This window comes from Shewanella xiamenensis (assembly GCF_014647135.1).
In the GTDB taxonomy this organism is placed as follows: domain Bacteria; phylum Pseudomonadota; class Gammaproteobacteria; order Enterobacterales; family Shewanellaceae; genus Shewanella; species Shewanella xiamenensis.
In genome coordinates this window covers 26,003-41,734 of the sequence record NZ_BMOP01000003.1, presented here as the reverse complement: position 1 = coordinate 41,734, position 15,732 = coordinate 26,003, and the positions used below count along the sequence as shown (strand labels likewise).

Genomic DNA, 15,732 nt, shown 5'->3' with positions numbered 1-15,732 from the left:
GCAAATTTTTTCCTAAAAGATAAAGTCTTTAGTATTTATTTAAGTATACTGACGCGCTTAAAATCTAGCGATAAGCTCAACTTGGACATACCTCTGATGCAAACGCGATTAGCAACTAAACAAGATGTTGATATATTGGCCGCGTTAGAGCGCCAGCATCTCAATGATGAGTTAATGTCTAATGGTGTCAATTTGGAAGGGCAAGCATTTAATCGTAATGAATTAATTCAGCTAATTGATAAGCATTGGATTGTGGTCGCTGAAATTAACGGACGCATTATAGGTTATGTGATTGCGGGACGTTGGTCGTTTTTTGAGACCTGGCCAATTTATCGCAATTTGTTGAAAAGATTGAATCGAATCAATGGCGATGGTCCTCAATTAACGGTGCAAAACAGCTGTCAATACGGTCCCATCTGGGTTGATAAAGCATATCGTGGCCAAGGCGTTTTTGAGGCACTTGTTACTCGCATTTACCGAGAAGTTGCGCCTAGTTTTACTTATCTGGTGACGTTTATAGCTGATGAAAATGAGCGTTCTTTGGCGGCGCATACTCGTAAAGCTAAAATGCAAGTTGCAGATTTTTTTACTTTTTCTGATAGGGATTATTATATTATGAGTGTTGATATTCGCTCATATGCACTCGCTCATCGTTAACTCGTTTTCCCGCCATATGTTACGTTGTTCTGCTTTCAAAAATCAGTATTTTTTAGGTTGATTGTGTCCTAAAAGATTGATCGACTATGTTTTATTAAATAGTTGTCAATAATAACCCTGATATCATGTTTGAACTTCGAAATTTTCTGGACAGAAGTTTTCTTATCTCTGTACGTGAGTCCTTTATCGCGTTACTGCCATTTATTCTTGTTAACTCACTACTATCACTGGTTATAGCGTTATTAAGTAGTTGGATCCCGGAATGGCAAACAACGGCATTTTTTTATGGCTTAACATTTTTTTCAGTGCAGCTTGCAAAGATATTTCCGTTGCTTGCGCTTATTTCTCTTTCCTTTCATTTTGCCAAATATCTTCAGCTTTCAGCGATTGTTGTGTGCTCAATCTCCTTTAGCATTTTATTAGCTTTGCATGTGCCAACCACAGAGGAAGTACTTAGCATTGATTATGTTGATGTGGTTTTAGGTGATCCTCGGGTGGTTTTATTACCGATTTTAACGGCATATCTATTGCGCATATTGGTTACTTGGCGATGGCTAGACTTAGTAAAAGGAAAAGCATTGAGTCGATACTTAAAACAGCATCTGAATATTTTTTTGCCAGTAGTTATTTGTTTTATGGTTATATTGATGCTTGTTACCGAAGCATCTGCCTTACTTAGTTGGTTTTTTTCGCCACTAATTGATACTTTGCAAACCGCTAGTATTGGGATCCAATTGTTTATCCGTATTTTATTAACCCATGTGCTCTGGAGCTTCGGTGTGCACGGTGATAATGCATACCTACTATTAATTGGTGTCGATAATGGCTTGACTGAGGTTGTACCTAATCTAACCGCGAGTCAATTTATGGATTTGTTTATTCTTTACGGTGGCAGCGGGGCGACATTATCGCTCATTATTGCTATTTTCATTAGTTCTAAAGACAGTGCAACACGCCATATTGCTAAGATTGCAACGCCCTTTGCATTTTTCAATATCAATGAAATATTGATTTATGGTTTACCTATTATTTTTAACCCTAGATTATTATTGCCATTTATACTCTCGCCCATAGTGAATTTTATATTGGCCTATAGCGCCATCAGTATAGGTATTCTAGAATTTGATGCTCATAGCTTTCCTTGGATAACACCTCCATTTATTAATGCTTATATGGCGAGTGGGCATTTTAGTGCTGTGTTATTTCAATGTTTTTTGATAGCTATCGGTGTGTTGATTTATCTACCATTTGTACAGCGATTTTCTTTAATGAGTGAACACTATGAGTTCGATCGAGAACTTATGAAAAGGATTCAATTTCAAGCAGATATTGAGCTGATGAATGAAACACATTATCTAAAAAAACAATCAGAGTCTTTAAAGGCTGAAATTAATTTAGAGAAAACCATCAAAGAGGTGTTAGCCGGTGAATTGCAGCTTCACTATCAACCTAAGATTGCTTTAATTGATGGTAAAGTGGTTGGATTTGAGGCGCTAATTCGTCTTCGGGATGAGTATGGGGCCTTAAAAGGCCCTTATTTTATTGATGCGTTTCAACGTGCGGGCTATTCCCACATTATTGATCGTTTTGTAATTAATACCGTTGCAGAAGATCTTGCTCGTTGGGCATTAGAGGGCTTTTTTCCTAAGGTCAGTATAAATATTGACCCAAATAACATCACCGATAGTCAATTATTAGCGATTATGAATGATAGATTAGGTAGTGTTGCTCATCAGGTCGAAATTGAGATGTTAGAATCGGCATTCATGTTGGATCTAAGCCGCATTGATAGCAGTATCAAACAGCTTAAGCTGTGTGGTTTCCATTTTTGGTTGGATGATTTTGGTACTGGGTTTTCGAGTTTAAGTCTACTGAGTCGAATCAATGTTGATGGTATTAAGCTAGATCGCAGTATTCTCGCCAATGCCAGTGAGCCTAAAGGTCGTACTTTATATCTGCAAATTTGCAAACTTTGTAGTAGTTTAGGTTTTAGCTTAACAGCTGAGGGTGTTGAAACCCGTGTTGAAGCCGAGTTTGTAAAAGAAGCTGGTGTTGCTTATGTGCAAGGTTGGTTATATGCCAAGGCAATGCCAGGACCCGATGCTAAAGCCTTTTGGTTGGAGATAAATGGTGAGTAAATCCTTGGTCAATATCTTGTTGACTAACTATGCCCAGACAAGTTTATCGGCGTGGGACAACCTGCGCGTATTATTATCCGAGTGTGCCTTGCAGCAATGTGAGGCCCGAGGATTTGAAGTCGATTGCGACGATAGTCGCCCCCATTATTGGTTACAGATTGAAGATTGTTGGCTCGATTGCGGCCGCACCAATGCTTACAGTGCGGCTATAGTATGTTTAACGCCTGAGGTCGTTCAAGGTGCAAGGATAATTGGCGAACAAGAGTGTGCACTGTTATCCGCCGCGCAGATAAATCTGCTGTGTATGCAAAACGCCCATTTTGATCACTGTTAATCCGGATCACAGAATTAACCATTCCCCCGTCGGGAAATTTCCTTGATAGCCAAAAGGAAGCCGTCCCTGCAAGTACCAGGCTAGACGTTCTTGTGTGAAGTCACATAGCGTGACTTCGGCTAACAATAAGGTGGCTAAGGTATCGGCATCATCTGCGACTAGCGCGCAAATCTCAGCAACGGGCATTATTTTCCACGTTTCCAGATAGGCGGTTTTCGCTATTTGAGCGACGATTTCACTAGATACTTGGGGCTTTAATCTGTTGGCTTGTTTATGGTCGCTAACACATAAGCTTTCATAGGGTTCAGTGTAGGGCGGTTCGAAAAAACGGCCGGGCTCCCTTTCAAGGCAAGTGGCTATGTCTTCTAGGCTACCTAAGGTGTTGGCCATGGGCTCGTAATGGCCCACTTTGTTCGCCCAAGAACAGGATTGGAGTTGTGCGATTAACGGCTTCATTGAGTCTCTGTCTTTTGCCTAGAGTGAAAGCCATCTTGCTGAGAGGAATGGAGTTAGGCAATACATCCTAAGCATAAAAAAACCGCCCTTAGGCGGTTTTTTTGTGCGAAAGCGTGAGCTTAATGCAGATTACAGACCTGCATCGGCGCGCAGTGCGTCAGCTTTATCCGTCGCTTCCCATGGGAACTCGCTGCGGCCAAAGTGACCATAAGCGGCTGTCGCTTGGTAAATTGGACGAGCTAAGTTCAACATTTCAGTCAGGCCGTATGGACGCAGGTCGAAGTGTTGACGGACTAACTTGATTAAGACTTCTTCAGATACTTTACCCGTACCGAAAGTCTCAACACTGATAGAAGTAGGTTCTGCCACACCGATAGCGTAAGACACTTGGATCTCACAACGGTCTGCCAGACCCGCTGCTACGATGTTTTTCGCAACGTAACGGGCAGCGTAAGCAGCACTACGGTCAACTTTTGATGGGTCTTTACCTGAGAATGCACCACCACCGTGACGCGCCATACCACCGTAGGTATCCACGATGATCTTACGACCGGTTAAACCACAGTCACCCATTGGACCACCGATAACGAAACGGCCAGTTGGGTTAATGAAGTATTTAGTGTCCTTGCTCAGCCATTGTGCAGGCAGAACTGGCTTGATGATGGTTTCCATCACGCCTTCGATCAGGTCCGCTTGGGCGATGTCTGGGCTGTGTTGGGTAGACAGTACGATCGCATCGATACCAACAATTTTGTTGTCTTCGTAAGCGAAGGTGACTTGGCTTTTCGCATCTGGGCGTAACCATGGCAGAGTGCCGTTTTTACGCACTTCTGATTGACGCTTCACTAATGCGTGGGCATAAGTAATAGGCGCTGGCATCAGAATGTCTGTTTCGTTGCTGGCATAACCAAACATTAACCCTTGGTCGCCGGCACCTTGCTCTTTTGGATCAGCGCGGTCAACACCTTGGTTGATGTCTGGAGACTGTTTACCAATCGCGTTTAATACGGCGCAAGAATCGGCATCGAAGCCCATATCAGAATGGATATAACCAATTTCACGAACCGTTTTACGGGTCAGCTCTTCAATATCAACCCAGGCAGAGGTGGTCACTTCGCCACCTACTAATACCATGCCAGTTTTGACATACGTTTCGCACGCGACACGTGCTTTAGGATCTTGGGCCAGAATCGCGTCTAGCACAGCATCAGAAATCTGATCTGCAATTTTATCGGGATGACCTTCTGAGACCGACTCAGAAGTAAACAAGTGCTTTGCCATAGTAGGAAAATCTCGTTGTTAGCAATCAAACGTGTAGAAGCATCTACATCTAGACGGCTATTTTAGTGGAATTTCATCGCCATGACACCCCCAAAGCTAAATATTTCTGTACTTAGTGAGGTAAATCTCAGCTTTAAAATTTGAACTAAAAAGCATGTTAGTCATTTAACTGATTGAAAATAATTAATTAAAAGTGTTTAAAATCCATCTAATTCCGTTAAGGATACGCGGCGGCATTTCCTCTTTTCCACCGAGACGTGCTTTGGGGGAAATTGTACAGAGTATTGTCATAGCGACTTAAACTACGAATCATTGGCTTGAATAGTTCATCCTTAAGCCATTTTTTTATCGCAAAAAGTTCTATTGGCGATGGTAAGGCGAGATTGTGATGAATTTTCGTTTGCGTCGCTTCGCTATGTAGGGGAAAATATGCGTCCAAATTGCCCGCTAGACCCCACAAATTAAGCAGGAGAGAGCATGTCTTCCCGTAAAGTACTCGCCAACGCAATCCGTGCGTTAAGTATGGATGCAGTTCAAAAAGCAAACTCAGGCCACCCAGGCGCCCCAATGGGCATGGCAGATATTGCTGAAGTGCTGTGGAATGATTTCCTTAAGCACAACCCGAACAATCCGAAATGGGTAGATAGAGACCGCTTTATCCTCTCTAACGGTCACGGCTCTATGCTGATCTACTCTTTATTACACCTCACTGGCTACGATCTGCCAATGGATGAACTGAAGCAATTCCGTCAGTTACATTCTAAAACCCCAGGTCACCCAGAATATGGTTACACCCCAGGTGTTGAAACCACCACGGGTCCATTAGGTGCGGGGATCAGCAACGCTGTGGGTATGGCGATTGCAGAAAAAACCTTAGCGGCACAGTTTAACCGTGAAGGTCACGAGATTGTTGACCACTACACATACTGCTTCCTCGGCGATGGCTGCTTGATGGAAGGTATTTCCCACGAAGCGTGTTCTTTGGCTGGTACTTTAGGTCTAGGCAAACTGATCGCATTTTGGGATGACAATGGCATCTCTATCGACGGCCACGTTGAAGGCTGGTTTACCGATGATACGCCAAAACGTTTCGAATCATACGGCTGGCACGTGATTGCTAACGTAGATGGTCACGATAGCGATGCGATTCGTGCTGCTATCGAAGCGGCTAAAGCGGTCACCGACAAACCAACCATGATCTGCTGCAAAACCATTATCGGTTTTGGTTCGCCAAACAAATCTGGCAGCCACGATTGCCACGGCGCGCCATTAGGTGATGCGGAAATCGCTGCAGCCCGTGAATTCTTAGGCTGGCCACATGCGCCATTCGAAATCCCTGCCGATGTATACGCCGGTTGGGATGCTAAAGAAGTGGGAGCAGCCCGTGAAGCTGCATGGAACGACAAGTTTGCCGCTTACGCTGCTGCATACCCAGAACTGGCAAGCGAATACGAGCGCCGCGTTCTGAAAGGTGAATTACCAGCTGATTTCGAAGCCAAAGCACAAGCCTTTATCCAAGAATGCCAAGCGAAAGGCGAAGGCATTGCGAGCCGTAAAGCGTCACAAAACGCGATTGCAGCCTTTGGCGCTATGCTGCCTGAACTGTTGGGCGGCAGTGCTGACTTAGCAGGTTCTAACCTGACCCTGTGGGCAGGTTCTAAAGGCATTCAAGAAGATCCAGCGGGTAACTACGTGTACTACGGTGTGCGTGAGTTCGGTATGAGCGGCATCATGAACGGTGTGTCACTGCATGGTGGTTTCATCAACTACGGCGCGACGTTCATGATGTTTATGGAATACGCACGTAACGCAGTACGTATGTCTGCACTGATGGGTATTCAAAACATCTTCGTTTACACCCATGACTCTATCGGTCAAGGTGAAGATGGTCCAACTCATCAACCAGTTGAGCAATTAGCTAACCTGCGTATGACGCCAAACATGGCGGTATGGCGCCCATGTGACGCGGCTGAAACCGCAGTTGCTTGGAAAGCGGCTATTGAACGTCGTCATGCTCCAACATCGCTAGTCTTCAGCCGTCAAAACCTGAAGGCTCAAGCTCGTACTGCTGAGCAATTAGCGAATGTGGCAAAAGGCGCTTACGTACTGCAAGACTGTGCAGGTACGCCTGAGTACATCCTGATTGCGACCGGTAGTGAAGTGCAATTAGCGGTAGAAGCTGCGGCTGCGCTGAGCGAACAAGGCAAACAAGTTCGCGTGGTTTCTATGCCATCAAACACTGAGTTTGATAAGCAAGATGCTGCTTACAAAGAATCTGTACTGCCAAAAGCGGTGACTAAGCGTATCGCTATCGAAGCGGCACATACTGACTTCTGGTACAAATATGTTGGTTTCGAAGGCACAGTTGTTGGCATGACTACCTTTGGTGAGTCTGCGCCAGGCAACGTGCTGCTGAAGCACTTCGGTTTCACCGTTGAAAATGTGCTGAATGCTGCAAAATCACTAGGCTAATCGCTTAGGTGATGGGATTACCGACAAAAGGTTAAACTTTTGAAAGGTTAATCTGTATAATGCGGCCTGCAATCGTTTGCAGGCCGTTTTTGTATATGCAGTATTGTTAAGAGGAAATAAAGACCTCAATGATCCGAGTCGCAATCAATGGTTATGGTCGTATTGGCCGCTCAATCCTTCGTGCTTTATATGAGTCCGGAAAACGCCAGCAAATCCAAATTGTCGCAATCAATGAGTTGGCTAAGCCTGAAGCCATTGTCCATTTGACCCAGTACGATACTACCCACGGTCGATTTCAGCCCAGAGTCAAATTAGTCGATGATCAGATGCTGATCGGCGATGACGCCATCAAAATTCTCCATGAACCTGATCCAGCCAAGCTACCTTGGCGCGAGATGGACATCGATATCGTCTATGAAGCGACAGGTGCCATTTTAGATCGACAAAGCTGCGAGGCCCATATCCACGCGGGTGCCAAACAAGTCTTAATTAGTCATCCTTCATCGGCCGATGTCGACGGCACTATCGTTTACGGTGTGAACCACGATCTATTGCGCGCCGAGCATACCGTGGTCTCTAATGCTTCTTGTACCACCAACTGTATCGTGCCTGTGATTGATGTACTCGATAAGCACTTTGGGGTGAAAAGTGGCGCGATTACCACCATCCATTCAGCGATGAACGATCAGCAAGTGATTGATGCCTATCATGATGACTTACGCCGCACCCGAGCGGCTGGGCAGTCGATTATCCCTGTTGATACTAAACTTGCCCGCGGTATTGAGCGGATTTTGCCGCACATGAAGGACAAATTTGAGGCGATTTCGGTGCGAGTACCGACGATTAACGTTACCGCTATCGATCTTTCGGTAACATTAGATAAAACAGTGGATATTGCGACCGTCAATCAAGTGTTAGAATTGGCCGCCAATGGACGATTTAACGGCATCTTAGGCTATACTGACGAGCCGCTGGTATCCTGTGATTTTAACCATGATCCACGCTCCAGTATTGTCGATGGCACCCAGACTCGGGTGAGCGCAGGGCAGTTGGTTAAACTGTTGCTGTGGTGCGATAACGAGTGGGGCTTTGCCAATCGCATGTTAGATACTAGTTTGGCGATGATTGCAGCTAAACAAAGCTGAAGATAAGAATTGATACCAATGGGTTAAACTGTGGGTCGCCAATTCGACGGGATGTCGAGTGCCGAATCGCTATCTACACTAACCGATTGATGAAAAACCAGTTTGTTTTTTGATTATAAAAGGAAGCGTTACCATGGCAATTATCAATATGTCAGATTTAGATCTCCAAGGTAAGCGAGTGCTTATTCGTGAAGATCTCAATGTGCCTGTCAGCAACGGCGTCGTCACCAGTGATGCACGCTTGCGCGCCTCACTCCCTACTATCGAGTTAGCCCTTGCTAAAGGCGCGGCGGTAATGGTGATGTCTCACTTAGGTCGTCCAACCGAGGGTGAGTACAACAGTGAATTCTCCATGCAGCCTGTGGTCGATTACTTGGCCAAAGCCCTGTCTTGCACCGTCCGTTTAGCGACCGACTATTTAGACGGCGTTGAAGTTGCGGTAGGCGAAGTGGTTGTGTTTGAAAACGTTCGCTTTAACAAAGGCGAGAAGAAAAACGACGAAGCTCTGTCAAAGAAAATGGCGGCCTTATGTGATGTGTATGTGATGGATGCTTTCGGCACAGCTCACCGTGCAGAAGCCTCAACCAATGGCGTTGGTTTATACGCGCCAATCGCCTGTGCTGGTCCATTATTAGCACAAGAATTAGATGCTTTAGGTAAGGCGTTAGATAATCCTGCTCGTCCATTAGTGGCCATCGTTGGTGGCTCTAAAGTGTCGACTAAGCTGACCGTATTAGAAAGTTTATCCGGCATTGTGGATCAATTAGTGGTTGGCGGTGGTATTGCCAACACCTTTATCGCTGCGGCGGGCCACAATGTGGGTAAATCCTTATACGAAGCGGATTTAATTGATGAAGCTAAGCGCTTAGTGGCGAACGCCCAAAGCCGCGGTGGCGACATTCCTGTGCCTACCGATGTGGTTGTGGCGGGTGAGTTTAGTCCAACGGCTGCTGCGACCTTAAAAGCAGTGAGAGATGTTGGCGATAGTGACATGATTTTCGACATCGGTCCCGACAGCGCCGAAGCCTTAGCGAAAATCATTGAGTCTGCTGGCACTATCGTATGGAACGGCCCTGTGGGCGTGTTCGAGTTCGACCAATTCGGTGAAGGCACTAAGCGTATCGCGCAAGCTATCGCTGATTCTAAAGCCTTCTCTATCGCTGGCGGTGGTGACACCTTAGCGGCGGTCGATAAATACGGTATCGCCGATAAAGTCTCTTACATCTCTACTGGCGGCGGTGCTTTCCTCGAGTTCCTCGAAGGTAAAGAGTTACCCGCTGTAGCTATGCTGAAAAAACGCGGTGCCTAACATTGAGTTAGGTATTGCGCTGTCGCGGCACTGCGCCGCGACAGCACAAAAAATGATAAAAAATTATAAAAAAACCGCTCCTTCTCTAAAGGGATTTACACATCACTAGAGCGATTGAGCATAAAAATCCATCCAAACGATAGCGACCTCGGTGACCCAGCGTTAATGTGAAGTCACCCTATTATTGGAGTTAAAAAATGGCGTTAATTTCCCTACGACAACTACTCGATCACGCGGCAGAACATGGATACGGTGTGCCTGCGTTTAACGTAAACAACCTTGAGCAAATGCGCGCCATCATGCAGGCCGCAGAAGCGACAGACAGCCCTGTTATCGTGCAAGCCTCTGCGGGTGCGCGTAAATATGCGCGTCCACAATTCTTAAAATATCTGATGACGGCTGCACTTGAGCAGTATCCCGATATCCCAGTCTGTATCCACCAAGACCATGGTACTGACCCTGATATTTGTCAGCGTTCTATCCAATTAGGTATGTCATCAGTAATGATGGACGGCTCATTAATGGCGGATGGTAAAACCCCTGCTTCTTACGAGTACAACGTTGATGTGACTCGCAGAACTGTTGCATTCGCCCACGCGTGTGGTGTGTCTGTCGAGGGCGAAATCGGTTGTTTAGGCAGCTTAGAAACCGGTACTGCCGGTGAAGAAGACGGTGTGGGCGCTGAAGGCGTATTAAGCCACGACCAACTGCTGACCAGCCCAGAAGAAGCGGCACGCTTCGTTGCTGATACCCATGTTGACGCGCTAGCGATTGCAATTGGTACCAGCCACGGCGCATACAAGTTCAGCCGTAAACCAACGGGTGATGTACTGCGTATCGACCGCATCAAAGAAATCCATGCCCGCATTCCTAACACTCACTTAGTAATGCACGGTTCATCTTCCGTACCGCAAGAATGGCTTAAGATCATCAACCAATACGGTGGTCAAATTCCTGAAACTTACGGCGTGCCATTAGAAGAAATCGTTGAAGGTATCAAACACGGCGTGCGTAAAGTGAACATCGATACCGACCTGCGCTTAGCGTCTACTGGTGCGGTACGTAAATACTTGGCCGAACACCCAAGCGAGTTCGACCCACGTAAGTTCCTGAAAGCCTCTATGGAAGCGATGGCAGACATCTGTACCGTTCGCTACGAGGCCTTTGGTTGTGCGGGTCAAGCCTCTAAGATTAAGCCTTTGTCTTTACAAGCAATGTACAAAGCGTATCAATCAGGTGCTTTAGACCCTAAGATCAACCTGTAAGCCTTAAATCACTTTTCAAAGCCCGCTGATTAGCGGGCTTTTTTATGCAAAAAATCGATGAATTTTTATTTTTCAATCGTAAATGTTAGTATTACGCAGATTTTTAGGGGATTAAACGGAACAGGAACGGATAAACATGAAGAAAGTACTGACCGCTGCACTATTGATGACGGCGCCATTTATGGCGAATGCGGGAGCCGATTTTGTTAAAGGCGATAAAACATTCGCGGGCGAAGCCGAGCTAGGTGCAACCTTAACCACAGGCAACACAGATACCTCATCTTACAAAGGTCGCTTAAACTTCAAACACGAATTAGGTGATTGGGAAAACCAATATCTTTTAGAAGGTTTATATAAAGAGGATACTGGCGAGGTTACGGCTAAGCGCTATTTAGCGGGGGCACAAGGCAACTATAAGATGACTGACCGCAGCTATCTATTTGCTAACGCTAACTACGAAGTTGACCCTTTTACCGGTTATGACTACACAGTATCTGGCGCGACGGGTTATGGTCATAGGCTCTATGACACCAGCAAGACTTTCTTAGATGTTGAAATCGGTCCCGGTTATATCTATCAACGCCTCGATTCAGAGCAAGCTCTGTTAGAGGGCACAGATTCCAATGACAGTGTGGTTGCCCACGGTGTGATTAACTTCGAAACTGAAATCACAGAAACCTCAAAATTCCAACAGCGTTTTGTCGCCGACTATGGTGATAAATTAGATGCGCGTTCGGAAACCTCACTCACTGCGAATATTATTGGCGCCTTGGCAATGAAGTTTGCCATTATCGTGCGTTATAACAGCGAGCCGCTGGACAATAAAAAGAGCACCGATACCGAAACCAATATGACCTTGCTCTATTCGTTCTAATCAATGTGATTGATATCAACATAAAAGCACCGAGAGGTGCTTTTTTATTGGCTGTTTTTAGACTAACTTGAAACAAAGTTAGTTAAATCTTTATTAGTTTCGCCTGTAGTTATACAAAAATTAATGTTGTAAGTGCCTTTGGTTATCGGGAAATACATAGAAAGTTGCGTTTTATCAAAATTTACAGAGCCCGAGCTATGGTAATTTGCGAACTGATTTCCCTTGCAGAGATGAATTTAGATGAAATTACAGCGGTGGTTTAGAAACAGTGGAATGGCATTATTTAGCCTATTCTGTGTTGCAATATTGAGCGGATTCTCACCAGCAGTTTGGGCAATGACCGAAGGAACAGAACGGCTCGATTTAACCGCTGCATCAGTGGGGTATATTGCCGTATGCGTCTTCGTACTTGCCTATATTTTGGTGATGGCCGAAGAGGCGCTGCACCTGCGTAAATCCAAACCCGTATTGGTCGCAGCCGGCATTATTTGGGGCATGATAGGTTTTGTGTATGTGCAAAATGGTATGTCAGAGGTCTCTGAAGCAGCCTTTAAGCATAATTTATTGGAATATGCCGAGTTATTACTCTTCCTATTGGTAGCGATGACCTATATCAATGCCATGGAAGAACGTAATTTATTCGATGCCATTCGCGGTTGGTTAGTGGGACGTGGTTTTAGCTTACGAACCGTTTTCTGGTTGACAGGCTTTATGGCTTTCTTTATTTCGCCCGTGGCTGATAATTTAACCACCGCATTATTAATGTGCGCTGTGGTCATGAAAGTTGGCGCTGGACAGCGAAAATTTATTACCCTCGCTTGTATCAATATCGTGGTGGCGGCCAATGCGGGCGGCGCATTTAGTCCATTTGGTGATATCACGACCCTGATGGTATGGCAAAAAGGGTTAGTGCACTTTGCCGATTTTTTCCATCTATTTATTCCTGCATTAGTCAACTTTGTCGTGCCAGCGGCAATTATGAGTATATTTATTCCGCATTATATCCCTGAGCCTGAAAAAGAGCAGGTTTACACTAAACCTGGCGCTAAACGTATTGTGGCGCTCTTCCTACTGACGATTGCTACTGCAGTATGTGCTCACTCTTTCCTTGGTATGCCACCGGTGCTGGGGATGATGACAGGTCTTGGCTTCTTGCAATTCTTTGGTTATTACCTGCGTAAGACCTTTGATCGCTCCGTTGCTCGTGAACGGGCAAAGGCGGAGTTACGTCAGGATAAACAGCGTCTTCAACAGTTAGGTAGTGTCGTGCCATTCGATGTGTTTAATCGGATCTCCCGTGCTGAGTGGGATACATTGCTGTTTTTCTACGGGGTAGTGTTATGCGTCGGTGGTCTTGGTTTTATGGGGTATTTAAGTCTCGTTTCTGAGGCCTTGTATTCCCATTGGGATGCGACCTTTGCCAACGTAGCCATCGGTTTGTTGTCTTCAGTCGTGGATAATATTCCGGTGATGTTTGCGGTGTTGACTATGAATCCAGATATGGCCTTAGGTCAGTGGTTACTGGTGACGTTAACCGCAGGGGTGGGTGGCAGTTTATTGTCCATCGGCAGTGCGGCAGGGGTTGCATTAATGGGTCAGGCGAGGGGGATTTACACCTTCGGATCACACTTACGTTGGACTCCTGTCATTGCGTTGGGATATGTGGCGAGTATTTTAGTACATATGTGGCTCAATGCTGCAATGTTTTGAGAACAAATGAATCATGTTGTATCAATGCATTCTTTCAGCATTTAATTTTTTATTGATGTAATTCACAGATTATTTCACTATAAATTGTGACTTAGTCTAGATCACAGTGAAATCGATTTGTTACAGGTATACTTAGCCCATCATTTTTTGACGTGAGGGCTAAGATGCAAATTGGGTGTTGTTGGTTTTGTGTACGTAAACAGCAGCTGCATAATCAAATTTCTGATCGTTGCTGGGATCTTGAGCCGGATGAATTTCTCGTTATTCAGTATTTAATTGAGCATCAGGGTAAGGTTGTTTCGCGATTGGAGTTGATGCAAATAGTCTTTCAACATTATAGAGGGCGTCGTCCTTATGAGCGTCTTGAACAAATCATCCATCAATTAAAGCGCTTTTTAGGTGATGATAATTTATCTTACATAGGTAAAATGTCTGATCAAGGTTATGTGCTCTATAAAGCACCAGTAAAAAAGGTCTCAGGGATATTAGGTACGCCCTTTATTAAAATTGAGGCCTTGCCGTTCTTTTTATTATTGTCTTTGGGATTTATCACTTTTTGCGTATTTTTTAATCGTATAGGTAATCCTACCTCTATCAGCCCTAATTATAGTCAGCAATTAACTTTAGCTGATGACAGGGTGGCAGAAGTTTCTTTTTATACAGGTAAGCAAAAAATGAAAACCATAAAACCTTTTGCTAATCAATTTATATCGCAGGTGTCTGCATGTGCTGTATTTCCTTGGCAATCCATATCTGTTTCAGTATCCAATGGCCAGCAAATGCTTACGATTTTTCTAGATGATAAAACCAAAAGTACGAATTACAAGGTCATTAAGCTTTTCTCAAATGATTTTAATTCCGATGATTTTGATTTGAATTGGTTAAAGCAGGTAGGTATTTGTGACGAAGTTTGATTTAATTAAAAGTATATGGAAACGTATTCGATTATGGCATTATTTAGCAATTTTATTTATCGGTACGATTTTATTTCTATTGATAAATGATGATATCGGTGGCAAAGAGACTCTGGATTTAAGTTGTTATGCTGAGTTGTATGCTTCTCCCTTCGTGGTAAATCAATCCTCAAAATTCAACAAAAACTTAACGCTTAATATTAATCTTGAGGGGGATGCCATTAAGCTGTCTTACCATTATGGAGTGGGGGGGAGGAATATCGCTTCGATCGTTTACCACGGTGAGTCATTAGCATTTGAAGTCGGCAGCATGACCTATAAATTGAGAGTTGATACAGCAAGCGTTGAAATGGATTTGCTTCAAACTGAGTTGCCAGGACCGATTCACGATGCGGTAGATAAATCTCGGGGCGTGCTAGTTAAAGAGGGTGTGATTGATTTTGATATGCAAATTGTTGATTTTGATACAGTAAATGATTTCACCTTAGTGAAGTTTCGGCCTAGTGGTTCTTTGTGGGCTTGTCGCTCTAATAGTACACCGTTAATTAAAGGATTAGCTTCGGTTTTTTAATATGAGTTTTATTGAACAACCCGGCTGTATGGCGCTACTACCGGGTTGAGTGCTTGCGTGAGGCAATGTTGCTCGTTTGTCAGAGCGTCGCCACCGAGATTAATTTAAGAGTGTTATGCGTTTGATTGCCATAGATCTGAATCGCGACTTTAATTTGGGACACTGCGCCACTTGGGTCCTGTTGCTGCCAATCAAGTCCTGCTATTTCAAACTGATATTGACCATTTTTTACCTCGGTTAATTTACCGCTGCATTCACCTTTGCTTTGGCAACGATAGCTTTGAGTGACATGCCAACGTTTCCATGCTTTAGCATTTGACGACGATTTATTCTTGTCAGGAAAGCCAAAATAGTAAATATCGTAGTTTTTAGCCGCAGTGATTGCCGCTTGTGACGCATCAGCCAATGTAAATAACAACGTGCCAGTATTGGGATCAAATTGCTTTACTGCCAGATTAATTTGCGTCGCCTCGTCAATACTCACGGTTTTTTCGACGGGCGGAGGTGGTGGCGGAGGTGTAATTTCCTCTGACTTGTTATCATCACTACCACAGCCAGCAAGGGCAAACGAAGCGAGGGTTAACGCAAGTAATGGGTATTTCATCA

Annotated in this window: 14 protein-coding genes; 11 read left to right on the top strand and 3 right to left on the bottom strand. The window is 44.6% G+C overall.

Features of this window, described 5'->3' with window-relative positions:
- The first annotated feature begins 96 nt into the window (after nucleotides 1-96).
- The 3 genes from IEY09_RS03380 to IEY09_RS03370 all read left to right on the top strand — a co-directional run bounded on the left by IEY09_RS03380 (nucleotide 97) and on the right by IEY09_RS03370 (nucleotide 3,129).
- Nucleotides 97-657 carry a GNAT family N-acetyltransferase gene (locus IEY09_RS03380; protein WP_188869841.1) on the top strand — a complete coding sequence of 187 codons (561 nt, stop codon included), beginning with the start codon at nucleotides 97-99 and terminating at the stop codon, nucleotides 655-657.
- 125 nt (nucleotides 658-782) lie between these two features.
- Nucleotides 783-2,795: an EAL domain-containing protein gene (locus IEY09_RS03375; protein ID WP_229777678.1), complete on the top strand. Its 2,013-nt coding sequence runs from the start codon at nucleotides 783-785 to the stop codon at nucleotides 2,793-2,795.
- Complete coding sequence (locus tag IEY09_RS03370; protein WP_144346614.1) at nucleotides 2,788-3,129, top strand: hypothetical protein; 342 nt, start codon at nucleotides 2,788-2,790, stop codon at nucleotides 3,127-3,129. The genes IEY09_RS03375 and IEY09_RS03370 overlap by 8 nt, the downstream gene beginning before the upstream one ends.
- A 6-nt stretch (nucleotides 3,130-3,135) precedes the next feature.
- Here the strand turns inward: IEY09_RS03370 and IEY09_RS03365 are convergent, their stop codons facing one another.
- Both IEY09_RS03365 and metK read right to left on the bottom strand, forming a co-directional pair.
- Nucleotides 3,136-3,585 carry a hypothetical protein gene (locus IEY09_RS03365; RefSeq protein WP_188869839.1) on the bottom strand — a complete coding sequence of 150 codons (450 nt, stop codon included), beginning with the start codon at nucleotides 3,583-3,585 and terminating at the stop codon, nucleotides 3,136-3,138.
- 129 nt (nucleotides 3,586-3,714) lie between these two features.
- Entirely contained in the window at nucleotides 3,715-4,866 is a 1,152-nt protein-coding gene (gene metK / locus IEY09_RS03360; RefSeq protein WP_037414745.1) for a methionine adenosyltransferase, read from the bottom strand.
- A 477-nt stretch (nucleotides 4,867-5,343) separates the two neighbouring features.
- Between metK and tkt the strand changes: the two genes are divergently transcribed.
- The 8 genes from tkt to IEY09_RS03320 all read left to right on the top strand — a co-directional run bounded on the left by tkt (nucleotide 5,344) and on the right by IEY09_RS03320 (nucleotide 15,126).
- Nucleotides 5,344-7,338, top strand: a complete 1,995-nt coding sequence (gene tkt / locus IEY09_RS03355; RefSeq protein ID WP_188869837.1) for a transketolase — start codon at nucleotides 5,344-5,346, stop codon at nucleotides 7,336-7,338.
- A 128-nt stretch (nucleotides 7,339-7,466) separates the two neighbouring features.
- Nucleotides 7,467-8,483: an erythrose-4-phosphate dehydrogenase gene (epd, locus tag IEY09_RS03350; RefSeq protein ID WP_169547381.1), complete on the top strand. Its 1,017-nt coding sequence runs from the start codon at nucleotides 7,467-7,469 to the stop codon at nucleotides 8,481-8,483.
- 133 nt (nucleotides 8,484-8,616) lie between these two features.
- Nucleotides 8,617-9,792 carry a phosphoglycerate kinase gene (locus IEY09_RS03345; RefSeq protein ID WP_188869835.1) on the top strand — a complete coding sequence of 392 codons (1,176 nt, stop codon included), beginning with the start codon at nucleotides 8,617-8,619 and terminating at the stop codon, nucleotides 9,790-9,792.
- A 197-nt stretch (nucleotides 9,793-9,989) separates the two neighbouring features.
- Nucleotides 9,990-11,057 (top strand): class II fructose-bisphosphate aldolase, encoded by a 1,068-nt coding sequence (gene fba / locus IEY09_RS03340; protein ID WP_011071213.1) that lies wholly within the window; start codon nucleotides 9,990-9,992, stop codon nucleotides 11,055-11,057.
- 136 nt (nucleotides 11,058-11,193) lie between these two features.
- Nucleotides 11,194-11,931 carry a DUF481 domain-containing protein gene (locus IEY09_RS03335; protein ID WP_037414718.1) on the top strand — a complete coding sequence of 246 codons (738 nt, stop codon included), beginning with the start codon at nucleotides 11,194-11,196 and terminating at the stop codon, nucleotides 11,929-11,931.
- A gap of 240 nt (nucleotides 11,932-12,171) precedes the next feature.
- Nucleotides 12,172-13,641, top strand: a complete 1,470-nt coding sequence (gene nhaD, locus IEY09_RS03330) for a sodium:proton antiporter NhaD (RefSeq protein WP_047539845.1) — start codon at nucleotides 12,172-12,174, stop codon at nucleotides 13,639-13,641.
- Nucleotides 13,642-13,805: 164 nt separating this feature from the next.
- Nucleotides 13,806-14,555 carry a winged helix-turn-helix domain-containing protein gene (locus IEY09_RS03325; RefSeq protein WP_037414713.1) on the top strand — a complete coding sequence of 250 codons (750 nt, stop codon included), beginning with the start codon at nucleotides 13,806-13,808 and terminating at the stop codon, nucleotides 14,553-14,555.
- Nucleotides 14,542-15,126, top strand: coding sequence for a hypothetical protein (locus IEY09_RS03320; RefSeq protein WP_051714032.1), 585 nt, complete (start codon nucleotides 14,542-14,544; stop codon nucleotides 15,124-15,126). The genes IEY09_RS03325 and IEY09_RS03320 overlap by 14 nt, the downstream gene beginning before the upstream one ends.
- Nucleotides 15,127-15,205: 79 nt before the next feature.
- On the opposite strand, the gene IEY09_RS03315 is transcribed toward IEY09_RS03320, so the two are convergent.
- A complete protein-coding gene (locus IEY09_RS03315; protein WP_188869833.1) occupies nucleotides 15,206-15,730 on the bottom strand; it encodes a hypothetical protein in 525 nt (174 codons plus the stop codon).
- Nucleotides 15,731-15,732 lie beyond the last annotated feature (2 nt).